Origin of the sequence: Pantoea sp. NSTU24 (genome assembly GCF_050157905.1) — a bacterium.
Taxonomy (GTDB): Bacteria; Pseudomonadota; Gammaproteobacteria; order Enterobacterales; family Enterobacteriaceae; genus Pantoea.
This window is the reverse complement of the sequence record NZ_JBKIWZ010000001.1, coordinates 2,286,346-2,309,845: the sequence shown is the minus strand read 5'-3', so window position 1 is coordinate 2,309,845 and position 23,500 is coordinate 2,286,346. Positions and strand designations below refer to the sequence as shown.

General features: G+C 47.6%; 23 protein-coding genes and 4 pseudogenes. 14 read left to right on the top strand and 13 right to left on the bottom strand.

Features of this window, described 5'->3' with window-relative positions; all coding sequences use genetic code 11:
• Window positions 1-755: 755 nt before the first annotated feature.
• From ACLHDD_RS10945 to ACLHDD_RS10910, 8 genes and pseudogenes are all read left to right on the top strand, one after another.
• A complete protein-coding gene (locus ACLHDD_RS10945) occupies window positions 756-2,849 on the top strand; it encodes an AAA family ATPase (protein ID WP_427104136.1) in 2,094 nt (697 codons plus the stop codon).
• A 20-nt stretch (window positions 2,850-2,869) separates the two neighbouring features.
• Window positions 2,870-3,838, top strand: a complete 969-nt coding sequence (locus ACLHDD_RS10940; RefSeq protein WP_427104135.1) for a helix-turn-helix transcriptional regulator — start codon at window positions 2,870-2,872, stop codon at window positions 3,836-3,838.
• A gap of 50 nt (window positions 3,839-3,888) precedes the next feature.
• The gene (locus ACLHDD_RS10935) at window positions 3,889-5,460 is read left to right on the top strand and encodes a hypothetical protein (protein ID WP_427104134.1); all 1,572 of its coding nucleotides are present in this window, start codon (window positions 3,889-3,891) and stop codon (window positions 5,458-5,460) included.
• Window positions 5,461-5,477: 17 nt separating this feature from the next.
• Entirely contained in the window at window positions 5,478-6,050 is a 573-nt protein-coding gene (locus tag ACLHDD_RS10930) for a hypothetical protein (RefSeq protein ID WP_427104133.1), read from the top strand.
• A gap of 12 nt (window positions 6,051-6,062) precedes the next feature.
• Window positions 6,063-6,677: pseudogene (locus ACLHDD_RS10925) on the top strand (hypothetical protein); the annotation flags it as partial.
• Between the two features lie 89 nt (window positions 6,678-6,766).
• Window positions 6,767-7,090 carry a hypothetical protein gene (locus tag ACLHDD_RS10920; protein WP_427104132.1) on the top strand — a complete coding sequence of 108 codons (324 nt, stop codon included), beginning with the start codon at window positions 6,767-6,769 and terminating at the stop codon, window positions 7,088-7,090.
• 44 nt (window positions 7,091-7,134) lie between these two features.
• Complete coding sequence (locus tag ACLHDD_RS10915; RefSeq protein WP_427104131.1) at window positions 7,135-7,452, top strand: YkgJ family cysteine cluster protein; 318 nt, start codon at window positions 7,135-7,137, stop codon at window positions 7,450-7,452.
• A gap of 349 nt (window positions 7,453-7,801) precedes the next feature.
• Window positions 7,802-8,017 (top strand): annotated as a pseudogene (locus ACLHDD_RS10910) (IS3 family transposase); the annotation flags it as partial.
• Between the two features lie 110 nt (window positions 8,018-8,127).
• Here the strand turns inward: ACLHDD_RS10910 and ACLHDD_RS10905 are convergent.
• The 4 genes and pseudogenes from ACLHDD_RS10905 to ACLHDD_RS10890 all read right to left on the bottom strand — a co-directional run bounded on the left by ACLHDD_RS10905 (window position 8,128) and on the right by ACLHDD_RS10890 (window position 10,295).
• Window positions 8,128-8,594 (bottom strand): annotated as a pseudogene (locus ACLHDD_RS10905) (DUF943 family protein).
• Window positions 8,591-8,804: pseudogene (locus tag ACLHDD_RS10900) on the bottom strand (DUF3289 family protein); the annotation flags it as partial. The pseudogenes ACLHDD_RS10900 and ACLHDD_RS10905, both read right to left, overlap by 4 nt.
• Before the next feature lie 191 nt (window positions 8,805-8,995).
• Entirely contained in the window at window positions 8,996-9,460 is a 465-nt protein-coding gene (locus ACLHDD_RS10895; RefSeq protein WP_427104130.1) for a DUF943 family protein, read from the bottom strand.
• Window positions 9,444-10,295: a YPO3983 family protein gene (locus tag ACLHDD_RS10890; RefSeq protein WP_427104129.1), complete on the bottom strand. Its 852-nt coding sequence runs from the start codon at window positions 10,293-10,295 to the stop codon at window positions 9,444-9,446. Before ACLHDD_RS10890 ends, ACLHDD_RS10895 begins: the two co-directional genes overlap by 17 nt.
• A gap of 652 nt (window positions 10,296-10,947) precedes the next feature.
• On the opposite strand from ACLHDD_RS10890, the gene ACLHDD_RS10885 reads away from it, so the two are divergent.
• Window positions 10,948-11,145 (top strand): hypothetical protein, encoded by a 198-nt coding sequence (locus ACLHDD_RS10885; protein ID WP_427104128.1) that lies wholly within the window; start codon window positions 10,948-10,950, stop codon window positions 11,143-11,145.
• Complete coding sequence (locus tag ACLHDD_RS10880) at window positions 11,145-11,348, top strand: hypothetical protein (protein ID WP_427104127.1); 204 nt, start codon at window positions 11,145-11,147, stop codon at window positions 11,346-11,348. The genes ACLHDD_RS10885 and ACLHDD_RS10880 overlap by 1 nt, the downstream gene beginning before the upstream one ends.
• A gap of 228 nt (window positions 11,349-11,576) precedes the next feature.
• Here ACLHDD_RS10880 and ACLHDD_RS10875 read toward each other — a convergent pair whose 3' ends face one another.
• Window positions 11,577-12,035, bottom strand: coding sequence for a hypothetical protein (locus ACLHDD_RS10875; RefSeq protein WP_427104126.1), 459 nt, complete (start codon window positions 12,033-12,035; stop codon window positions 11,577-11,579).
• A gap of 73 nt (window positions 12,036-12,108) precedes the next feature.
• Between ACLHDD_RS10875 and ACLHDD_RS10870 the strand changes: the two genes are divergently transcribed.
• Both ACLHDD_RS10870 and ACLHDD_RS10865 read left to right on the top strand, forming a co-directional pair.
• Window positions 12,109-13,229, top strand: a protein-coding gene (locus ACLHDD_RS10870) for an IS3 family transposase (RefSeq protein ID WP_427104125.1) whose coding sequence is annotated in 2 segments (ribosomal slippage) — window positions 12,109-12,367 and window positions 12,367-13,229 — 1,122 coding nt in all. Because the reading frame shifts where the segments join, the coding sequence is not laid out codon by codon here.
• Between the two features lie 492 nt (window positions 13,230-13,721).
• Entirely contained in the window at window positions 13,722-14,795 is a 1,074-nt protein-coding gene (locus ACLHDD_RS10865; protein ID WP_427104124.1) for a hypothetical protein, read from the top strand.
• A gap of 160 nt (window positions 14,796-14,955) precedes the next feature.
• On the opposite strand, the gene ACLHDD_RS10860 is transcribed toward ACLHDD_RS10865, so the two are convergent.
• Genes ACLHDD_RS10860 through ACLHDD_RS10835 form a run of 6 tightly spaced genes read right to left on the bottom strand, consistent with a single transcriptional unit; the run spans window position 14,956 to window position 18,929 of the window.
• Window positions 14,956-17,280: a primase-helicase zinc-binding domain-containing protein gene (locus ACLHDD_RS10860; protein ID WP_427104123.1), complete on the bottom strand. Its 2,325-nt coding sequence runs from the start codon at window positions 17,278-17,280 to the stop codon at window positions 14,956-14,958.
• A 14-nt stretch (window positions 17,281-17,294) separates the two neighbouring features.
• Entirely contained in the window at window positions 17,295-17,636 is a 342-nt protein-coding gene (locus tag ACLHDD_RS10855) for a DUF5375 family protein (RefSeq protein ID WP_427105198.1), read from the bottom strand.
• A complete protein-coding gene (locus ACLHDD_RS10850) occupies window positions 17,623-17,889 on the bottom strand; it encodes a hypothetical protein (protein ID WP_427104122.1) in 267 nt (88 codons plus the stop codon). Before ACLHDD_RS10850 ends, ACLHDD_RS10855 begins: the two co-directional genes overlap by 14 nt.
• Window positions 17,886-18,413 (bottom strand): host cell division inhibitor Icd-like protein, encoded by a 528-nt coding sequence (locus ACLHDD_RS10845; protein ID WP_427104121.1) that lies wholly within the window; start codon window positions 18,411-18,413, stop codon window positions 17,886-17,888. Before ACLHDD_RS10845 ends, ACLHDD_RS10850 begins: the two co-directional genes overlap by 4 nt.
• A 13-nt stretch (window positions 18,414-18,426) precedes the next feature.
• Window positions 18,427-18,675 carry a hypothetical protein gene (locus ACLHDD_RS10840; RefSeq protein WP_427104120.1) on the bottom strand — a complete coding sequence of 83 codons (249 nt, stop codon included), beginning with the start codon at window positions 18,673-18,675 and terminating at the stop codon, window positions 18,427-18,429.
• A complete protein-coding gene (locus ACLHDD_RS10835) occupies window positions 18,672-18,929 on the bottom strand; it encodes a helix-turn-helix transcriptional regulator (RefSeq protein WP_115757892.1) in 258 nt (85 codons plus the stop codon). The genes ACLHDD_RS10840 and ACLHDD_RS10835 overlap by 4 nt, the downstream gene beginning before the upstream one ends.
• Before the next feature lie 522 nt (window positions 18,930-19,451).
• Between ACLHDD_RS10835 and ACLHDD_RS10830 the strand changes: the two genes are divergently transcribed.
• Both ACLHDD_RS10830 and ACLHDD_RS10825 read left to right on the top strand, forming a co-directional pair.
• Window positions 19,452-20,168 carry a hypothetical protein gene (locus tag ACLHDD_RS10830; RefSeq protein ID WP_427104119.1) on the top strand — a complete coding sequence of 239 codons (717 nt, stop codon included), beginning with the start codon at window positions 19,452-19,454 and terminating at the stop codon, window positions 20,166-20,168.
• Window positions 20,165-20,416, top strand: coding sequence for an ogr/Delta-like zinc finger family protein (locus ACLHDD_RS10825; protein ID WP_427104118.1), 252 nt, complete (start codon window positions 20,165-20,167; stop codon window positions 20,414-20,416). The genes ACLHDD_RS10830 and ACLHDD_RS10825 overlap by 4 nt, the downstream gene beginning before the upstream one ends.
• A 267-nt stretch (window positions 20,417-20,683) precedes the next feature.
• On the opposite strand, the gene ACLHDD_RS10820 is transcribed toward ACLHDD_RS10825, so the two are convergent.
• Together ACLHDD_RS10820 and ACLHDD_RS10815 are read right to left on the bottom strand one after the other, a co-directional pair.
• Entirely contained in the window at window positions 20,684-22,462 is a 1,779-nt protein-coding gene (locus tag ACLHDD_RS10820) for an ATP-binding protein (protein WP_427104117.1), read from the bottom strand.
• Window positions 22,462-23,496 carry an SIR2 family protein gene (locus ACLHDD_RS10815; protein WP_427104116.1) on the bottom strand — a complete coding sequence of 345 codons (1,035 nt, stop codon included), beginning with the start codon at window positions 23,494-23,496 and terminating at the stop codon, window positions 22,462-22,464. The genes ACLHDD_RS10820 and ACLHDD_RS10815 overlap by 1 nt, the downstream gene beginning before the upstream one ends.
• Between the last annotated feature and the right edge of the window lie 4 nt (window positions 23,497-23,500).

The following is a 23,500-nucleotide window of genomic DNA, read 5'->3' as shown; positions in this document are numbered from 1 at the left end:
GGAGGTGGGTCAGGAAATGCGTTAGCTGTGATGTGGTTCATCTTCTTAACTCACTCAGGGCGCCAAATATTTGGTGCGCTGTGACTTGTGAAAGTAGCGGATGAAAAAATATCGGTATAGACAATTTTGTCGGGGTTATAACCTCTGCGATTTATCAGACTGATAAAATACCTGTATAATTGTCAGGTATCTCTTTTCCACCTGATAAAAACAGTATGCGTGTCAGAATCACAAACGGGTCGCGACGACATCTTAGCTTCAGGCTATAGCCACAGCGAGCGTGCGTATCTGAGCGTTAATACTTTCCGTTTTGCCTAAGAAACATGCGCTATGCGTTTTATTGTACCCATGATAAGCCGTTAAATACGTTAATGATGTCACGATTGAATGCCATTTTATCGGGATATAACGATTTTAATTTTCTTTTCATGATTAAATAGGATGCGGGTTTTTTTCGGGTAGAGAATTACTATCTTAACTATTCAGGTTTATGATCTCCTGCATCTCATGATTATCTGTTTTTATACCGATTTCTTTTATGTAATGCATTTGGCAAGGAAGGCGTAGATTTAGCGCGCATAAAAGTTATCGGTTGTATAAGAAAGTTAATATCAATTTCTCCTGACGAAAAGCATTCATAATGCTGCGACAGCTTGTGCCGCAGACGAACAAGATCTCATAAAAAATTCTTCATTCCCTGCGACACGAAATGTCACAGCGCAATATGAAAATAGCGTTTTCACGAGGAGGGAAATATGAACATTGAGATATCTGCTGAAGCGATTGACGTTGCCGGGATGAATTACCAGGATGCCAAAATGCAACAATGGATTTTGCGGATACTTTTCCGCCTGGGCGCACACAAACAGTTTATTACTCATCATGGGTTCAGCAGCCAGCCGCTGGCTGATTATTTTCACCTTACCCAGGAGCACTCTTATAACGTCAGCCAGCAGGAACACCATTTATTGCTGAGTAAATTGCGCAAATATTATCAGGATACTGAACAGCAAAATTCGCTGACCCATACTTCTGTTTTTCACTCAGCAGTGAACAGGTTTGCCACGCGTATTGGCCTCAACCTTGCGGAAAAAACTATCCTGGAATTCACATTACAATTACATCAGGAACGACTGCTCGATGATGTCACGGAATGGCTTGGGCCGATTACCTCTGTCAGGGTCTACTCTGTGCTGGCAGCAATACTGGATATGCCCGAAATCGATATACGCGATGCACTTGGCCCTGCGAGTACTCTGACGAAAACAGGTCTGATCAGCCTTGAAATGAATGGCGCGCAATTGCTTCGTAATAAGCTTGAGCCATTTTCACCCACTCTGGCAGAACGCCTTTACGCGGGTGAAACGAGTCCAGCGCGGCTATTGCAGGGCATGATTAACAGCTGCGGACCCGCCCAACTGACGTCAGACAACTATGCCCATGTCCCGGCAGTTAATATTCTGCGTCAGTGGTTGCACCACGCGCTTAACACCGATCGTGTGGGGGTAAATATCCTGATTCATGGTCAACCGGGCAGCGGTAAAAGTCAGCTTTGTCGCCTGATGGCAAAGGAATTACAAGCTTCTCTCTATGAAGTCAGCAGTGAAAATGAAGCCCTGCGTCCGTTGAGTGGCAGTCGTCGTCTGCGCGCCTGGCGTGCAGCGCAGCGTCTGTTTGTTGATGAGAAAGCCCTTATTTTGCTTGATGAGGCAGAGGATGTGTTTATCGAGAGTCCTGGACTCTATAACAGCAGCCCACTTCCATTAGCGAAAGCCTGGATAAATCGCCTGATGGAAGAGAATGCAGTCCCCACTTTATGGGTAGCGAATGATATCTGTTCTCTGGAGCCGACTCTGGTGCGCCGCTTTGATATGGTGATTGAGCTCAATGCGCCACCACGTGTGCAGCGGGCTGAGATTATACAGCAAGCCTGCGGCACGATGCTGGCCCCAGAAACCCTCTCTCAGTTAGCTGAAGCGCCTTATCTTGCACCGGCGGTTGTTAGCCGGGCGGCAGGCGTGCTGGCAGGCATCGGCGAAAAAATACCCAAAGAAAATCACCCTCAGACTTTAATGTATTTAATCAATAACACCCTAAAGGCACAGGGGCATCTGCCGATAAAACATCATGTTGAAGCCCAGACATCGTTGCTCTATGACACTTCATTTATTAATAGTGATGTTCCTGCGGGCGAGATTGGAAAAGCCCTGATGCCTGGCCAGCCAGCGCGTTTTTGCCTTTTTGGCCCGCCGGGCACAGGCAAAACTGCATGGGCATACTGGCTGGCGCAGCAGCTGAATATGGGCGTTGTTGAACGTAAAGCCTCACAACTTTTTGGCCGATACATAGGCGAAAGTGAACAGAACATCGCGGCGCTATTTGAACAGGCACACCGTGATAATGCGTTATTGCTCATTGATGAGATTGACAGCTTTCTCGGCACACGCGACCGGCATCAGCATCATTGGCAGGTGAGCTGTACCAATGAGATGCTTAGCCAGATAGCACAGTTCAACGGTGTATTGATCGCCACCACTAACAGGTTTGATGTACTGGATGCCGCTGCGCTGCGTCGTTTCGATCTTAAGATGCGCTTCAGTTATTTGTGTGATGACCAGGCCGTTGCATTGCTGGCCCTTTACTGCCGTGAGCTACAGCTTAATGAGCCACGATCCAGTGATATCAGGGAAATATCAAAACTGGACTATCTGACGCCAGGTGATTTTGTGCTGGTAGCTCGTCAACATCAGTTCAGGCCAGTGAGTTCTGCAGAAGCCTTTGTTGCCGTACTGAAAAATGAGTGCTGGATGAAAAAAGGCAACAAACCAGCGATTAGCTTTTTACAGTAATGAATTTTACAGGGATAAAAATGGCTAAACGACCCGAGACCATTGAAACCACCGTGCTGGCTCTTGAGCTGCTGCGTCGTATTCCACGTGGCAGAAAAATTACGGCGAGAGAGCTGCACGAGCAATTGTTGCATGCGGGAATTGCGCGCGATTTGCGGACTATTCAGCGTAATCTGGAAATGCTTTGCGACCATTTTGATATTGAATGCGATAACCGTAGCCGTCCTTATGGCTATCGCTGGCTGGAGAATGCCAATGGTGTTTCGCTGCCGATGCTTACGCCGCAAGAATCGCTGCTATTAGCGATGGCAGAAGCACATCTGAAGCCTATTTTGCCAAGCCGATTAATTAAGTCCATGACCGGGCTGTTCACTCAGGCGCAACGTAATTTGCACGACAACGGCTCGGGCCGGCTTGAAGCCGAATGGCCGGATAAGGTGCGCATTGTGGCAACCAGCCAGCCATTACTGCCGCCACCGATTGCAGATGGCGTGTTTGAAGCCGTCAGTGAAGCATTATATCTCAATCGCTTATTGCGTATCACATACCGCAACGCGAGCGGAAAAGAGAGTGAAAACACAGTGATGCCATTAGGCCTGGCGCAGCAAGGCCCGCGTCTCTATCTGGTCTGTCGTTTCGAAGGCTACAACAATGAACGCAGCCTGGCGCTTAATCGCATTCTTTCCACCAGTGTCAGCACTTTTACTTTTGAGCGTCCAGTTGAATTCAATCTGAAAAAATATGATGACGATGGCCGCTTTGGATTTGGCGAAGGCCACCAGATATTTCTTACGTTTGAAATTGACCGTACCGCTGGGTTCCACTTGATTGAATCACCGCTTTCACTGGATCAGACACATCGGGAAATAAGCAATGAACGCCTGGAGTTCTCCGCTACGGTGGTAGACAGCGCCATGCTGAAGTGGTTTTTAGCTGCCTTTGGAGAAGCCGTCAGTAACGTTCAACGGCAGCCGATTGTGGAAGTGTAAATCGGAACTGAAATATAAAGGCAATCCAATAGCTCTGCACGGGAATAATTATGGAATCAAACGAGAATTTCACGTTATCGCCTTCTGACAGTAATCAGCAACAACGCGATAAGGTCCAAATCGAGAGCGATAGGAACCGTACAGTGATTGCTGTAGCTGAAGGGGAAATCGTTGAGCGTTTTGGCAATGCAAGCGCCGAATATATTAAAAGCTATCGTGGCGTTGATAACGAAACCGGGCAACGGTTTGCTAAAGGGCTGGCGGATATCGCGAAACATAAAGTGAATCCGGATTATGCAACCCAGAATATCAAGCAGCAGGCGGGTTATTCTGCGGAAATTGCAACCACTGGTCGTGATAACGCAGAAGCGATTATTAATGGCGATACTGTACGAACGATTCGTAGTGACGATTTAAAAGAATATGGTCGTAACCATAACGTTGTCGATCGCGTGAAAATTCAGGACGGCGTGATTGTTGAAGGTTCGCAAAGCCAGATGAAATTTGTTGGCGACCGCGACCAACTATTAAAAAATATCGCCAAGGATGACGGCAAATTCTCCCGCTACCGGGGCGTCAAGCTGGAGTTGCCGTCGGAACAGTATGAAGGTGCGGCGGAACACTGTCGTCAACAAGCGGCAGACCTGCGTCAAAAAGCGATCAAGGCTGAAGCTGCCGGTAAACAGAATGTTGCAGATAAACTTCGCCGTGAAGCAGAGAACTACGATCAACTGGCTGGCAATGTTTGCGACAGTGGTTTAACGACCAGGCAAGCCATTTTTTACCGGGAGCATCCCAGGATTGCAACTGCAGTCGATATTGCACGCACCAGCCACCGCGCCGGTATCGAAGGAGCAAAAACAGGAGCGGCTGTTGGCAGTGCGATTTCACTGGTCGTCAATATCTTTAACATAGCGCAACAGAAGAAAACGCTGGGTGAAGCGGCTGAAGATATCGCTGTTGATACCGCTAAAGCGGCAGTGGTGGGTTATGGCACAGCCTTTGCGGGTTCGGCCATCAAGGCGGGCTTACAACAGTCTGAAAAGCAGGCATTGCGATCCATAGCTGGAACGTCAGCCCCCGCGCTGGTCGTCAATATCTGCCTGTCACTGGGCGTTTCCATCAAGCGTTACGTCAATAATGAAATTGATGAAGCCCAATTGCTGCATGAGATTGGTGAAAAAGGGGCCGGGATGCTTTCCAGTGGAATGATGGCGGCGCTTGGACAAGTAGCTATTCCCATTCCGGTAGTGGGGGCGGCAATTGGCGGCATGATTGGTTACACACTTTCTTCCATTTTTTATCAAAGCGCGCTTGAAGCCGCTCGTGGAGCGGCGCTCTCGCGTGCTCGCCTGGCACAAATCCGCGCTGTAGAAACTGAAGCTCGTGCTTGTATCGCACAACAGCAGGCGTTGCTTGATGAATTTATAGCCCGGGAAATTCCCCAGCTTCATAAAGATACACAGCGTCTGTTTAAAGCCATTTCTGGCGAAGCCGGAAATATTGATGATCTGGCATTTGCGGTTAATGATTTTGCCACTCTGCTCGGCATCCAGCTTCAGTTTCAGACTATGTCTGAGTTCGAAGATTTCATGGACTCAGACAAACCATTAATTTTGTAAAAGGGAACAGGATCACCATGCTAATTAAAATGTTGCCTGCTGATAAGAAGACGCTGCTCGTTGAGCTTGCCAGACTTCTTGCATTGTCCGACAACCCATTGCTGTGGGATGGAAAAACGAAAGATGAATTGAGGTCAGACTCTGACCTGAATAACCTGACTATACAGAAGGATGTTCTTGAAACTGAATTACTGGAAGAGATAGAACAGCACGCGTCAGGCTTTTCTGCTCCGAGAGTTTTTGGTGGGTTTTCCAGCATTTCTGCCGAAAAAAAGCTCATTGAAAAATTGAAAACATATCCACTTTCCATCATTGATGCGCCAGAAACGCGTATTCAGGCTGCAACCTCAGTATTGAAAAATCTGCTTGAGCATCACACGATGGAAAATATCACGACACCAAAAGTCATTATTTTCCAACTTTTTTTGGTCGCGTTACGGGATGGCCATATTTCCAGCATTGAATGGATGTTGCTGAAAGAAATACAGTTTGCATTCAAAGTTACGGACTTTATTTTTAAAGACCTGCTGGAACATGCTGAGTCGTTAAACAATGAAATGAGTAAATTACTCGCTTTGATACTTGAATAAAGGAGTTATGACATGCCAATTCCAATTATTATCGGTGCGGTAGCCGCTGCTGCAGGAATTTACGGTATTGCTAAAGGGGCTGGAGGTGCAAAAGACCACAGTAATGCAAAAAACATCAATGAAAACGCACAGAGCATGGTTGATAACGCTGGCGCTCGGATTGAGTCAAGCCGCGAAGCCACCAATAAAGTCATTGAAGACTACGGTCAGCGCAAGCTTCGTGCATTCAACGGCGTGATTAACGATTTTATCGTTAACTTTGGTCGCCTTAAAAACGTCGAACTGGCTGACAGCGTTGAGCTGGAAAAACTCAATGCGGGTGATTTTACCAGCTCAACCCTGTCGGGTCTGAAGCAGGATTATCAGATGCTGAAAGATGCCGGTCTGGGTATTGGCGCGGGGATGGGAAGTGGTGCAGCGCTGGCATTTGGTGCCTATAACGGCACGATGCTGCTGGCAACAGCAAGCACAGGAACGGCGATCTCCTCTCTGTCCGGCGTAGCAGCAACCAATGCCACGCTCGCATGGCTTGGCGGTGGTTCACTGGCAACAGGTGGATTTGGCATGGCTGGTGGAATGATGGTATTAGGCGGGATTGTTGCTGGACCGGCTCTGGCTATTTTTGGCCATATTCTGGGCAATAGGGTGAGGAAGCATTAAACAACGCACGCAGTAACCTGGAACAGGCTAAAACGATCCGCGACCAAAGCGCATTAATGGTGGATAAACTCCAGGCTATCGAAAAGGTCACGACGCTGGCAAATAATGCTTTTTCCATGACGAGTGGTCGCCTTCGCGGTAGCGTTCACGACATGAAGAATGCCCTGAAAAGCTACGGTGAAAATTTCCATGACTTCCCACAGGAGAGCAAAGAAGCCGTATTTATGTCAGTCAAGTATGCGCAGTTATTAAAAGCGATGATTGATACGCCGCTTCTGGATCAGGAGGGGAATCTGGTGCTTTCCACTGAACGACGGATTATTGATATTGCAGCCGTTGCTGAAGGCAAAAAAGACAAGCTGGATACTATTGCTGCGTAAGCTTAAACCAGGCTCGCGTCTGTTCGCGAGCCTGATAACGAGTGATGAAAATGTCCTGCTACAGTAACCTTTCACCTTTTCCATGCGTTCAGTGTGGCCTTTGTTGCCAGCGCGTCAGTCTGGCAGAGGAGACGCGTTCTCTGGATCGTGGTGACGGCACATGCCTGCATTATGACGCAGCCACTAAAGGTTGCCGCATATACAATGATCGTCCTGAGATTTGTCGGGTCGATCTGCAATTTGAACGTCATTATTCACAGCACTACAGCTGGGAAGGTTTTGTTGAGCTGAACCTAACGGTGTGTCACCAGCTAATCGCGGAAGAAGCATACAAACAACAGCCTGATATCGGTTATTGCTGATATCAGAAGACGGAATTGTAGTGGCTGACTGAAACGGGTAAGAGATTGTGTCAGGTGAAATTAATGTGATCTGTCATGCCAGTTAAAACGATGAGTTCAGGCGGGATGTTTACTTCACGGTCAGCTCTGGCATGGCTCTTATCAGACAGCACTATTATGCTCATGGGCGATTTCAACGGCGTTGACAGACTTCAGAACGGCAATAATCTGGTGTTCAGTGAATCAGAGCTTACATATAGCGATCTTCTAAGGGGACCGGCATCACGTTTATTAATACACGATGTCAGACATGTCTTCATAAGCCACATGAAGACAAGCTTATGAAGAAGCGTTTTCCGGCAAACAGCTCATCAGTCTCCTCCGCGAGGCCGAAGCCGCGATTTCTGCGTGTAAACGCTGCCGTGAGTATGCTATCTCAGATGCTGCTTTCTAGACCCGACGAAAAAAATCTGATGGCATGGAAGTTTCCAGGGTAAAGTGGCTTAAGTCACCTGAAGAGGAGAATACGCGCATAAGGAAGCTGCCTGCCGAAGCCATGCTGGAGAAAGAGGCGCTTTATGTGGCTCCCTCATTTAGAAAGGACTTCATGAAAATTTTGTTATTTTTCAGTGGGATATAATGCAGGCATGTAAGATGGATGCGTTTATTACTATTTCCCCGTGAGAGAAAACGAACTTATTCACCTTCAATTTTCAATATTTCACCATTTGTTTTCAGACGATATTCGCTATCGTTTCCTGTAAACATAGTCCCTCTGTTTTTGCTGAAGCTGACTGAAAATACTCTCTCCTTTTCAATACAGTTTACTGGCGGCTTCATATCATCAAAGCAAAGCCTGTCATATTTACCTGACTCTTTATAACCATCACCAAACAACCAAACGATAAGATAAAAATGGCCGTTTTCGTCAGTTTTTGGAATGCCATATTTATCGTTCAACATTTCCTTGTTTTTAACCACCAGTTGATCTTTCCTGTATCAGTCGGCGGAAAACTATCAACCAGAAGATCACTGAAACCACTGCTTCTGTGATGAATGGCTATAATTTCTACGGGACGTTGAGACAACCATAGCCACCAGCTAAGCAGCACGCAGCCGTCCAGACAAAGTGGAGCGATAATTTTCTTATTATTTAGTCTCATTTGCGGGTTCCTGTAATTTTCAGGATTGCTTCCATATTTATCATGAATGGTTTAAAGCCAAACTGATTGTATCGTTGTAACACGAACCAGATATGAAAAAAATGGAACTGACTGAATCTTGTGTTCAAGATATCATCATTATCCAGGCCGAAATGGTCCTGAACATTTGTAATGTACCGCAGCCCGGAAACGATTATTATCAATATGCACTCAACATTTTTGGCATAGCAAAATTCGCACATTTGCGAGTATGCCGGGGAGTAGGTAACAGCAGGTCCAAAATTTCAGGGGGGTAATTTTACCAAAAGGAGTTGAGGCAGGCGCTAAGGCGTTGCCGCTTTTCTCTCCGTCAAGATAGCCTCTGGTGAGCGATTTTGCTACATTTATGGGCAGAAACGGTTTTATTCAGCCTTGTCTTTTGCAATCTGCCCGTTTTTTTTCATACGATATATACCGCGACTGGTATTGAATGAAATACCCATATTTCGGCTGTGATTTGCTGAAAAAACCCTATTTTTATCAATGCAGTTTAATGGTGGATGCATATCATCAAAGCATAACCTATCGTAACCATCCGTTTCTTTGTAGCCATCGCCGAATAGCCAGAAAATCACAGTAAAATTACCATCTTTTTCAGGTTGCGGAATATTATATTTATCCTTAAACATGTTCTTGTTTTTCAGCCACCAGCTCATTTTACCTTTATCAGTAAACGGGAAGTTTTTTACCAGGACATCACTGGAATTACCATCTTGATGCACTGCAACAATTTCTACCGGACGCAACGATAACCAAATAAAATAACCGAAAATCCCTACCGCAACCAATAGAAGCGTGTAAAGGTTTTTTTTAATTTTTGTTTTCATTGCGGTTTCCCGTAATTTCTATGGTGGTTTCCATGTTGGTCATGAAGGGCTTAAAACCAAACTGGTTGTATCGCTGGAGAACAAACCAGATACGGAAAAAGCGGAACTGGTTGAACTTGAATTTTGAAATATCGGCAACATCAAGGCCAAAGTGATCCTGGACTTTGTAATGCAACACTGCCCGGAAAGAACCATTATCAATATGCAGAGATTTTATAGTGATATGCGTCGCCCAGGTATCATGGACGGTTATCCCCATACCGTTGAAATTATCCTTGAGTCTGTCAAATTTGGGAAGCCTGCCTTTAAGTATTGCCTTGCGTAATTCATCTCTATCTTTTGTCGGGTAATTCTTATTTTCCCAGTCAACATTGACCCTGATAGCCTCTTTTAAAAGAAGGCGCGTACTGTTTCCTGTCGAATTATCTCTGAGAATATGCTCCTTCAAAGCACTGTCCAGATGCATGCTGCTGAAGGGTGAACCGTTGCCATGTTGCATATAGGTGATCATCTGTTTAATCAGATGGCTGTAAGGGCTATAAACAGAAAAAGCCTGTGACAGATGGCGGAATTCATCAAACAGAATAGTAGCGCACTGCTGGCGTGTAATTTTCTCCCCCTCTCCACGGGAGCCGTAAAACATCGACTGTGGCTGAGTGAACGGGGTAATTTTCGTCAGGGTGTAAGGGTTGGCCCGGGTGGAGATATCCAGCAAATCAAAATGTGTTTTTAACTGTGATTCTGATAAATCCCCGTAGTGCATATCCTTAGCGCCGTAGTCGTCCATCCTGTTTTGCGTTTGAAAAATAGAGCAGGGAAACTGTAGTGCGACCATGGTGATACATTCCTTGTGTAACCGTCCGTTGAGGTCTTTGCAGGGAATAATACGCGGAGACTGGTGGGAGTGTAAATCATACACTAATCCTGCCCGTAATTTTTTGCAGATTCCGGGTAAGGTGATCTGATTATACGCTACGCTATCAGCCCATCAGTTTGATAAAGGCATTGGTCACGTTAATCGCGGTGCCTGTTCCGGCGTTAGCCGTAGTGCCTGAAACAGAATGCGAGTGTGCACCAATAGCGACTGTGGTCTTTTGGCAAGGCACGTAAGCACAACAAGGCCAGAAACAAAAAGCGTAGATATCCCCCTCCACGGTGATTCGCAAAAAATTACCAGTTCCAATAACTGTACAGCCTGCTTAGAGCAGGCTGATTTGTTTAGCGTTCGAATAGTGTTTCTATCGCTTGCGTAAACATCTATTCAACGCAGGAGGATCACGCGATGGACGAGCAGGTATTAACTGAATATGAAGTCATGGCCGCACTGAAATATAAATCTGTGAGGGGTTTTACACCTTCTGTAAGCGAACCCCAGATTTCCCTAAAAGCTTTCCGTTAGAGTTGCGCCGGGTGGGTTGATTAAAGCGAGAGGTGGACGCTTATATCGTTAAGAAAATGAACGAACGTAATACCGTGGAGGTGTGATTATGGCTAAAAGCCGTTCCGGCCGTGTTGATCCTTCACGCATTGGCACGATGCAAAAATGCTATGCAGTAAAAGGCAAAACCTTTTCCTGTGATTTATCCCGTGAAGTCGTTATTGGCGATATGCGTTATATCGACGAGGAATGGGCTAACCGCTCAGTAAGACGGCGAATTAAAGCGCTGGAGCGGGGTGAACGATAATGGCATCAATACGCTATTCCCGTGGAGTTAAACGCAACGCAAAAATCGTAGAGCAGTGCAGCGCCACCAGCGAAGACGAGTTTATTAATAAAATTCTGGCTGACATGGCAAGTGCCAAATACCAGCAGTTCTTTTGTGCGCCGGTACGGAAAAGTGTACATCCTAAAGGTGCGAAAGACTCAGGTTATCAGGGAGAGAAATAATGGCGCTTGTCGGCTCACGTTGAACCGTGGCGAATGGCGCGATTCGATTGTGACGGCTTCGACAGCCTACAGACTTTCGAAGCGCTAAAAGCCTACCTGACTAAATTTAAGGGTTTTCTGTACACCACCAATTATACGCCTACCGCTCCCCGGTGCAGGTTCGTTATTTTGCTTGAAAGTATTAAAGCAAAATGGGTAGCGACGCTTTAGAAGCTGCCCATTTAACCACTATTGTAAGAGCGGTTTAAGATCAGATATGACGTCCATATTCATTGAAGATCGCCGGTCATCCACTTGATTTAGCCATTTTAGCTGATCAACAATCTCTGCCAAATTGATATTGGCATCTCTCACCAGGATTTTAATCGCCTCTGTATTTGCGTTGTTACGAATTGCACTGGACAACATCCCGGCCAGATCATTTATGTCGGAGTGGTAATATTCCAGATAATCCTGAAAATCAGGCTTTTCAGCGGAAGGAAAGAGTGACTGCTGTGCTTTGTCCATTAACGAACCATCCCATATAACCCGTCTCAAACAGAGGTGCAGAAAAAGTTGCTTTAAGTGCTTTATATTTATGGTGTCATCAACTGACATCATCTCCCTCACGGCAAAATGTAGATATCGATGCATGTCCAGAAAACTCTGGGGGGGACTTAACTTGTCTTCTTCAAGTTGTGCGGACATCTTGACCTGCTCCCCGTTGATTAATACATCGCGATGTTAGTAATGTCTTCATAAGCCACATGAGGACATCCCCATGAAGAAGCGTTTTTCTGACGAACAGATCATCAGTATTCTCTGCGAGGCTGAAGCCGGCGTTTCTGCCCGGGAACTCTGCCGTAAGCACGCCATTTCCGACGCCACGTTTTATACCTGGCGTAAGAAGTATGGCGGCATGGAGGTGCCTGAGGTTAAGCGCCTGAAGTCACTTGAGGAAGAGAACGCCAGACTCAGGAAGCTGTTCGCCGAGGCCATGCTGGATAAGGAGGCGCTGCAGGTGGCTCTGGGGCGAAAGTACTGACGACAGACCAGAAGCGCGAAGTCGTGGTGTTGATGTGTGATGCGACCGGTCTGTCGCAACGTCGTGCCTGCAGACTCACAGGTTTGTCCCTGTCGACCTGCCGTTATGACGCTCAGCGCCCGGCGGCTGATGCCCATTTATCAGGGCGCATTACTGAACTGGCACTGGAGCGCAGGCGTTTTGGCTACCGCCGCATGTGGCAGTTGCTGCGCCGTGAAGGGCTTCTGGTTAATCACAAGCGTGTGTACCGCCTTTATCATCTGAACGGACTGGACGTTAAACGCAGACGTCCTCGTAAAGGCCTGGCAACAGAACGTCTGCCGCTGCTCCGCCCGGCGGCGCCCAACATGACCTGGTCGATGGATTTCGTCATGGATGCGCTGGCTACTGGTCGCAGGATCAAGTGCCTTACCTGCGTCGATGACTTCACAAAGGAATGCCTGACGGTCACTGTTGCCATCGGGATTTCAGGCGTGCAGGTCACGCGTATTCTGGACAGCATTGCGCTGTTTCTTGGATATCCGGCTACGATAAGAACCGATCAGGGCCCGGAGTTTACCTGCCGCGCGCTCGATCAGTTGGCCTTTGAGCATAGAGTGGAGCTGCGACTTATCCAGCCCGGCAAGCCGACACAGAACGGATTTATTGAGAGTTTTAACGGACGCTTTCGCGATGAATGCCTGAATGAGCACGGGTTCAGCGACGTCAGTCATGCCAGGAAAACCATCAGCGAATGGCGTCAGGATTATAATGAATGTCGTCCGCACTCCACGCTGAATTATCAGACGCCGTCTGAATTTGCAGCGAGCTGGAGAAAGGGTAATTCTGAGAGTGAAGGATCCGGCATTACTAACTGAGTTTTGTATTTAATCCTGGGGGCAGGTCAGTGCCTACCAAGGTGCCTAAAAGGTTCGGAATTAGTTAGTTGAGTTCAGACTTCGGGGGACAAACTGAGGACAAAAAAAGCCCGCAAGGTTTTCACCTTGCGGGCTTTAAGGACTTCGTTGAAGGTTCTGGTGACCATCAACCAAGAATTTTGGTGGGCTGGCGGAATCTGAATAGATTTCGCAAGCTTATGAAATTAATGGTTTTTATACAATTCAACTTTGGGTTGTGTACCTAAGCGTGTACCAATTATTGGATCTCATACCTCGGAACGGCAGGGTTAACAAATACCCGGCGCTCGATCTAAAATAAAATGATTTTAGAGAAAAGTGTTCACACTGTTCACTTTTGTTTTTTATGTATTAACTTCATAAAGTTAGACAGTGAAGGGATGGAGATAGGATGTTCACAAGTGTACACTCGGAGTGATCACTTTCAATCAGACATCGTAAAGGGAAGATGGAATGGGGTACTCGGCGCGCAATGCATTCAAAATAGTTGTAACGCTCAGTGGCAATCTGAAGATACAAACCGAGCAGCACACTCTTCAATATAAATTTTCTAGAAGTCATACGGATACTTTAACAATATCCTCAAATACTATTACGATTTCTGGGACACGCTCTCAGAAACCTAATTTCGATGACGTTTTTAAAAACAATAAAAGTGAGGTTTATCTTCAATTCATTAAATCATATGTTTACTATTCAATTTCTAATGGTGTTATCCCTAAAATAAAGTCAATAACTTGCTATGACAAAAATAATGATGTTGAGATAACGTACACTAAATACGATATTGTAAACCTGAAACCAAAAACTAGCACATCGATTTTAAAAAAAATAAGCAGAACTAAGCTTACGGTTATATTTAAGTCAACAAACGAAGGTTTAAAGTATTTATACGCAACAACCACTTTAATTCGCTCTCTTTGCAGTGATGATTATAATGATGTTTTTGAGAAGCTATGGAAGTCATACAATTCTATATACAGAGTGTTAAGCACTAGATCCCAAGAGTGGCAATGCCTTGAGGATATGGGGAATATTATGTTAGGGAATCCTTCTGACTTCCCCCTCTCATTAGCTCATGCAGCTACTTTGACCAAGAGTGATGTCTTAAGCAAAACTCGCTGGTATGCCATGCTTGAAAACAAATTCATAACAAGAATGAATTTGAATAGCAGAGAGAGTAGGTTTTCATCGTTTCTAACGAAATACCATGATCATCGATTAGTTGAAATGGCAAATGACACTATTGATTTTAAGAAAAACTTCTGGACATCGCAGATAACACGAACTAATACCTTAACAACAATACAAGCAAGATTGGCTACCCCAGCCCAAGTAGACATAGAGATAGTTGATGTGCTAAGTAATTACTACATGTATTATTTGAGGAACAAAATTTTACATGGAGAGCAAGCCGACTATTCTTTTAGGTTTATACCTTATAACAAGGAATCAATAACTTTACAGTTTTCGTCAGAATTATTGATTTTAATTATTTTTGATTTAATAAATAACAATAATTTCTAATTTTTAGGTGGTTGGTGGAGTAAGGTTATTTCAAAGGTTGAATTAATATTTTTACTGATTATAAATAGGTGTGCTTTTATGGTTTGGTTGTTCCAGTAGACAAAAATATTAGAGAAATATCTTGGGTAAAAATATTAAACCGGCCTGAGCCGGTTGGTTTTCAAGTGATTTGCTGACTACATGCTGGTAGCCAATCAGCGTCGCTGTCCTCATGCAGCGTGAGGTTGGTCTGGACGCCGTTATTTGTCCTGCGCTTCAGCAGGGTGCGCTCATACTCCTTCAGCGTCTGCGGAACCGCCTGGCCGAACGCGGTCAGGCTCAGCGGGTGCTGATGGCCGCGCGATTCCATAAACGACAGATATGCATGGTACAAATAGCGCTTAGGATTTAACGGGCGGATATTTGCGTTACCAATAAACATCCCGTTCGGCGTGCTCTGCGGCATCAGGTAGCCACAGAAATCGACCAGCGGATCGGCCTGTCGCTTTATCTCCAGCGCCTCGCCGGATGACTGCTGTGCCTGCAACAGCTCGCGCGCTTCATCGGGTGACGTGAAGCGCTGCATCAGATGACGAACAATCACGGCCAGTTCGGTACTGATTTTGTCCAGTAGCTGCGGATCGCGCTCTTTTGCCGGTATCACTTCGGGGAACGTCAGGATAACCCGGCGACGTGACACGCCGCCGCTGCGATCGCTGAAGCGCATCGGATTGTTGTTCACCGCCAGAATGACCGCCGGGATGTGCGTTGAATAGGCGTCGCGATATTTTGGATCGATGGCTACTGCGTCGCCGCCGGTAATCGCCTTGATGCCTGCGCCGTCTCCGCTCCATTTTTCCTGATCAGGCAGGATAATGAGCGAAAAACCCACCACGCTGGCGCGCTCGCGGGAGGATTCCAGCGTGTCGATAGTGGCGGACGTGGTGTTGTCTTTTCCGGCCAGCAGAGTGGCTATTGAGGCCATCACACTTTTACCGCTACCGCCGGGGCCGGTCACCTCAAGAAACATCTGCCAGTCATAGCGGTTTGCCAGCACCATAAATAACGCCGCGAGAATGCGCTCCTGCTTATCGTGATTATGCACGGCGGCCCGCGTTAACCAGCGCCAGAAAGCCGGGGCGTGGTCTGCAAGGTTTTCACCTGGACGTGGCGCGGTGTAGTTCACACTGTTGACGGTGCGCAGCCAGTGCTCGCGGCGGTGCGGGCTGAAGGTGCCTGTTGTGGTGTCATACACGCCGTTGCGAAAGCCAATCAGGCGGCGGGACGGTTCACCCATCTGTGGCACCATCAGCTTGAGCGTGTCCAGCACGCTGCCGATACCGGCAGCGGAGAACGGTGCGCGCACCTTCTGAAACAGCGCGGCGATTTCCCTGCGCAGCGTCTTCGCTTCCATCACCTGCCATGCGCCGTTCTCATAGCGGCAGATTTCCTCCCCGACCGGCGGCACGGCCAGCGCCTCCCCGTAATGGGCAACCAGCAACTCGGCTTTCTGGCTGGCGCTCATGGCCTTCAGGTCAGCTTCGCTGACGGATTCAAACGGGCTGAGTGGCTGCGGCTGGGTGAAAGTGGTGAGCTGCGCCTGCGTGGCGATATCACCCTGCGCCTGCCACACGTCGTTCCAGTCACCCGCAACCAGCGGCAGGGCTGTTTTGCCGTCGCAGGCTTTCGCTGCTTCCTCTGCCTTTAACTGGCCGGTGCCGTTGTCGTCACGGTCGGCGGCAATCATCATCAGCGCGCCGGGGTGTGATTCACGCAGCCGCTTTGCCAGCTTGGGCAGGTTGTTGGCGCTCAGTGCCACGTATACCGCCTGCCCGGTCAGCCGGTGCACGGTCAGGCCGGTGGCGTAGCCCTCAGTGAGCCACAGCGTTTTGCCGTCCGGCTCGCCTGCAAGCCAGTACGTGCCTTTCACCTGCCCGCCGGGCAGGGTGCGCTTGTCGCCTGCGGCGCTGATGAGCTGCACGTTAACGGCCGTGCCGTCTTCGCCGGTCAGCGGGATGAGCACATCCCCGGCGGCAAAGCGGATACCACCACAGCGTAGCGCATCAGCAAGCGTGAGCGCCTGCGTACCATGCAGCCCTTTCGATGAAAGGTAGGCGTTGTCCGTGCGGCTGATGGCGGCGGCGATAAGTGCCTGCGCCCGTGCGGCGGCGTCTGCCTGCGCGCGGCTTTTGTCTGCGGCTTCATAATGCATAAACGGGGCTGACTCCGGCAGCGTGCCGAGCATTCCGGCCACCTTCATGGCGGCCTCTTTAGCGCTGATACTGAGCGCCTTTTCCACCAGGTTAAGGCCGTCACCGGCCCCGCACTGGTTACAGAGCCACGTTCCGCGCCCGTCCTGATTGTCAAAACGGAAGCGGTCTTTACCGCCGCACGCCGGGCAGGCACCGTGTCGCCCCCCGGCGAGCACGCTGATACCGAGGGCAGGCAGAAGCTGCGGCCAGAATCCGGTGGCCGCCTTTACGGTGTCAGAGACGATATGTTTCATCTGCATGTTCTCCCTTAGTGCAGCGTGATGCGGCTGGCGGCCGCAAGCTGGCTGCGGAAAAGTTCATCCATCATGGTGACGCCGAGCTGCGTCAGGCGCGGCGGCGCGGTCAGCAAATCAGGCTCAACCATATCGCCCAGCATGGTGCAGGCCATCTCCATGCCCGCATCGGGGCCGTGACGGCGCACATAAAAGTTTTCCAGCTCAAGGGCGATGGTCATCTGAAGCTCATCGAGCGTGGCTGACACGTCAATGCCGAGGTTTTTGCAGGCATTCAGATAGCCCTGCGCCAGCGCGCGGCGGTAAACGGCGGTGCGTACTTCAACGGGCAGGCAGGAGTGATTAGCGGTCATGATGGCGGGCCTCCGTGGCTAACATCCGGGATTCACAGGTTTCAACGACTTTACCGAGCTGGTCGGTGAGCAGGGCGACGACCGAGGCAAGCGCCGCGCCGTCCGGCACGCAGCCGCGCGCGCTCAGGCAGTTCACCGAGTCGAACATATCGAGCACGGTCACGCCGACCTTGTGCGCGTGCAGCAGACGCAGATAGTCAGCGTGGGGAATGGGGTAGGTGTCATGGTTATTCAGGTGTTGAGAAAGGGTATTCATGCCGCCACCGCCTTAACCGGCAGACGACCGGCAAAGGACAGGACGTAATCACGGGTGAGGCTGGCGCGGGCGCTGCGCTCATCGCCTGCTACAGTGCGCAGCATGCAGGGACGGGCGGCGGCATCGGTGCGGCGCACGGCGGCAAAAATAAATGTGAATTCGGGGTGAGCGGCAGTGAGGGCCGTTGTCATGAGGACAATCTCCATCGAGTAGCGGTTGCTGCTACCACCGGAGTTCCTACGCTCATGGGTGGTAGCCCGGACGGGGGTAGGAATACCGGCCTCAATGGATACCGGCCAGCCCGGAGGCTGCCCCGCCCGGGCCACCATTACGCAGGCGGCGCAACGGCCAAAGAACCGTTGCCCGGATAATGGGTGCACCGAGGCATAGACACAAAAAAAGACGCATGGCGCGTCTAGTGTCGCCATTGAGTAACTCGGGTTCCTACGCCCGGCTGCCGATTTTGCGGCAGCACAAAAACTGTATAACGGCCGCTCGCCAGAGAAAAGCCTTTTTTCACTCATCGGGGCGTTTTCCTCAGCAACCGGTCAGGACGTGATCGGATTGCGGCGAATTTGATCGGAATTTCCCGTCTTCTTTCTTTGCGCCCTGCGTGACAGGCTTCGCTTTTTTACTCAGCACGGAAATATGGCCGTGCATCCCGCTGGTAAAAGCCGGTGTCGTGGCGGGTTTGCCGCTGACCGCCGCCTTCAGACTTTCCGCGACAAAGGCGGCTTCTTCGCGGGTGAGCGGAAAGGTTTTTGTGCCGACATTCAGCCTAATCATGCTGTACCTCCGGCGCGCTGTGCGATGCGGGCCTGCATCCAGCCGTCAATCTCTGACGCCAGCCAGGCGACGTTTTTACCGCCGAGGGAAATCTGCGACGGGAACTGCTCCCGGCTGATTAAGTCGTAAATGGTTGAGCGTGAGAGGCCGCAGGTGCTGATGACTTCCGGCAGGCGCATGAAGCGGTCGCGCGGGAAAACGGCGTCGCGGATTGCGGTAATGGCGGGAGCCGGTACGGATGAAACTGCGTGCATGGTGTTACCTCATTATGAGTCCGGCCGGTACTGTCCGGTTCCGGTAGCGTCTTCAGGTAACCCCCTATTCTGAGAATATTTTTCGGTAAGTAAACAAGTGTCCGGCTTGCTGAGATAAGTACGAGTGATTATTTTTTAACCATCGTTTGCCATTAAATTGCAATGAACTGCAAACATTTGCCATTTGCAAGCTTAAGGCAATCAAAAGGATGTTATTGATAGGATTAAACGCTGGAAAAGGCTCGCCAGAAAAAAGCTGTTGTCTAAGACTGTGTGAACACTGGTGAATACTCTGTGAAGACTTAACTTAAAAGTGTTCACTGCATTAATTACTGTATTTATTATCTTTTTTATCTCAGTGAATACCAGTGAACAGTTATATAAGAAATATCATCAGTTAGGGGGCCATCCCGTACCGGTTTTGCCCTTGTTTGTTCATCGACAGGCGGAAAGCAATGAAATGCGCTGTCCTGTGGTACACGACAGAATGGCCTCATCCTTTACAGACGATGAGAGACAACCATGACCATGCTTGAACAGAAACCTGCATCACTGGAACGCTTCGAGAAAGCCCGCGCTGAACATACCGAAAGGATGAAAGCCTATAACGGTATCTGCGCCGATATCGCCCGCTGTGAAAAAGAGCAGCAGGCAGCCATCGAGGCAGGGAAAGAAGCCGAGAGCAACTGGCGCACGAGCTTTCGCAACCTGCGAGGCAATCTCACCGACGAGCTGCGTGCCGAACATTCTCAGCGCATCGCCAGCCGGGAACTGGCCGATGAGTTCGGCGGGCTGCTGAAAGAGCTGGCGCTGGATAAGCAGGAGGCGATGCTGAAATGCTGCGGCAGTGGGAAAGAGTATGTTGAATCGCACCGGGAGGCTTTTACCGGGTTCGCGGATGCGCACTGGCAGTCAGCCCTGCGTAACGTAAGTCCGTCGCTGCTGTGGGCCATTAAGCTGCGTCTCCGTCGCGAAGAGCTTTCCCCGACGTTTGCCGGAGACGACCGGGACAGTATTAAGGACGTGGCTTATCTGATCGGTGAAGCGCTGACGCGGGCTGCTGCTGCTCTGCCAGACAGCATACTAAGTGAGGCTCCGCTGCTGGAGAATGTTGGTCTGTATCGTCCGCCGCTTACCGGTATTGATATGGAGCTTTACCGCCATCCTATGCGCCGCCAGAAGCTGGCTGAATCAATCCGGGCGCAGCGTGCAAAACTTCAGGAGGGCAGCCAGAAATGATGCACTGTCCCTACTGCAAAAGCGCGGCACATACCAAATCGAGCCGCTATATGTCAGAGCAGGTAAAAGAGCGTTATCACCAGTGCACTAACCTGGACTGCTCCTGTACCTTCAAGACGAATGAGAGCATCACTAAGGTCATCACCGCACCGCCACTGCCGGAAAACGTACCGGAAGCACCGCCGGAACCTGCAAGAGAACGCCAGACGCTGGGCCGTTATGGCTCAGCATTCCGCCAAGTTCATTAATCCCTCACACTGCCGCTGTATAACCAGCGGCTTTTTTATTGCTGTCCTTTGTCTTACTGAAGCCTTTTTTCTGGCGAGCCGCTTTGTAAAGAGCCGTGCATGCATAGCGTGCATGGATCTGCATGCAAAATCATCCCTTGCTTTCCACCGTTCAGTCCATACCGGGCGCGCCTCTGCACTTATTATGCACCTGCATGAAAAGCGATGCATAAAGCGGGCAGGCGTGGCGGGGATAGCATTGCGCGCTGCCCGATGTTAAAGAAATAATTACCGCTTACGCGATTGTCTTCTCAAAGACTCGACTGCATTGCTGATCGAGTCTTCCCTTGCTTCAAGCGTTCCCCATTCATTCCAAAATGCTCTAGTAGCACTGTCAGGTTTGAGCTTAGGCACGTGCAACTTGATTCTCGAGGGCAATAGAACTGAGTCGCCAAGAACTATAGCCTCACCAGTGTCAAGAATGGGAAGTATTGATGTTAACGAGCTTAATGAATCAGGCATTAGACGACTTACGACTTGTTGATCTCTATAGTTGCTTAATCTGAGTGAAATAATATTATTACATTGACTCAATATTGTACGGCTAACATCAGAAGGTCTTTGGCTTACTACTAATAAAGAAACTCCGTATTTTCTTCCTTCTTTTGCTATTTTTTCAAAAATTGAAAGAGATATTTTTGTTTCCGCATCGCTGGTGTCTGCTGTTGGAAGGTATATGTGAGCCTCATCGCAAACAAATGCTATAGGAGTACGTTCGCTTTCCTCTCTCCAAAACTGAATGTTGTATAAAAATCTAGTTAAAACACCTATTACTATGGGCATGATGTCGGAAGGAACTTCTGAGAAATCTATTATTTTAATGCCGTGACTAGAGCTGTCTGATTTTAAAATGCTACAAGCATATCTGGCTAGCCAATCATAATGGTCATGCTCTGGTTTACTTGAGAAAAGGAAACAGTTTCTCTTGTCATCTATTTTTGTTCTTAGTCTGCTAATAAATCTTGTCAGTTTTCCGTTCCAATCTCCTTTTATTTCCTTGCTTCCAGCGCCTGATTTCATTCCTTCATCATCGGCGATTAACCTATCAATTAAACTTTCAATGGAGTAGGGTATTGGTGCGTCCACAGTTAAACAGTCTGCTAACTGATCTATCCCATTTTTCGAAATATATTCACTTTTTAATTCTCTAACATGATGAGTGAATCTTGCTGACTGATTTGGGGCGTTACTATCACTTCTGTCCAGCAGTAATGATAACATTTCCTCTTTATTCAGTAGCCAGTGTGGAACGTAAATACTATTCGCATCATCTAAATTGCTAGGGCTAGCGATTTTGAAGTAATCGGCAATGCTTGGGTATTCAGACTTGTTATATGGTTCTGATAGAGTTTTATATTCTCCATGAAGATCATAAAGAACAATGTTGTTATATTTTAATTTTTCTGCTTGTTCTAATAATGAAGCAACAGTCCAGCTTTTACCTGAGCCAGTGCTTCCTAAGAGAGCTGCATGCCTTTGAAATAATTTATCCCCATTCGCCACTGCTCTTGAGTTGGTGTTGCCGTAATTACCAAGGATGAGCTTTATTTCCTCTGGAGTATCATTGTCAACTGCAGACATCAGCTTTTCTAAGCTGCTTTTTTTTATAAGGAAAGCTTTTTTCTCGACTTTAGGGAAATATTGAGCCCCCCTTTTGAAAACTTTCCTTTTATCACCAATGACCTCCCAGAACGTTCCAATCAAAGCAACTTGGATAATATCATGATCGATTGAATAAGCCTGAAACTCAACATCCTCATCGCTATCCTCATTCTCACCATCTGGGTTTTCAACGGGGTGAGGTGAGCCTATTGAGCGTTTTACCTTTTCAATAATACCAACAAGATATTCGCTAGGGCTATTTCCTGCGATTGCTACTAAATCAAAAACAGTCAGTTCTTGTATGATTTCTGATGACTCTGAAATGATAATTGCTCGGTCAGTGTCAACATTAGCAATTCTTCCAATCAGGCAACTCTCATCGGTATCTATGACTAAATCAACCATTATATTAGCACCTCGTTGATGAACTCGTTTAATGACCAAATATTCTTCTCAAACTTGTATTTTTGACCATCAATACAAATTATAGAACTATCTTTATCAGAAATAATGTATGTAATAGATGAGTTTGCATTACATATTTTTTGAGCGTTTGGCGTTAAGCTATGCGTAATGAGCAAGACTGGTATTTTTTGGTTAATTTTTTTAATTAAGTGAACCTCAAGTTGTTCATCGTTAAATCCATAACCAATTATAAGTAATGATTTCGCTCTATTAATATGATGATTGGCTTTCTCTCTATGCCAATCAAAAGGTTCTTGATAGCCTGCTCTAAATTTGCTGGTTCCCGGTGTTATTATCAAACGATTGTGTTCATTCTGGAAGTTAGTTCTAATTATTTTGTCTCCTGATTTGAACCAATCTAAGCTTCCGTGCGGTTTAAATATTTTAACGTGTTTTTTAGTTTTAACGATAACCTCAGGTTTGCCTGCTCTTGTTCGTCGCGTTTCAATTATTCTAAATTTATGCAAGTCAATTTCTGGATTGTTTATACAGTGATAATTATTAATGAATCCAGTGGCGACTTCTAAATTTGCGAATTCGCAAGCTAACTCTATAAGTCTGTCATAATTCGGGGTAATTATAACTAATTCATCCTGATTAAATGTCAAATGATTAAGTAAATCCGTAAGTGCTAAATTCTTGCTCCCATTAATGACGGATGAAATTACAACTCCCTCATCTTTTAGAATTAAATGCGCAGTGTTTTTAACAATTAACGGGATCAGCTCACTCTCATCTTGCAGAAATGCCATTGCAGACTCTAACCCCATACCATCCTTCAACTTATTACTTATTTCAGTCCATTCCTCAACAAGATCTCCATCAATTAATTTCGGTATGGTATTATTAAGATGCTCTCCTAATTCACCCATACCAGAAATTCCCTCACCAAGTGAAAGGCCAGAACCAATCAGGACAGTTGGGCTAGAGGCGAAAAATTGCTGTAAATGAGATTTTAAAGCATCTATATCCATTGAT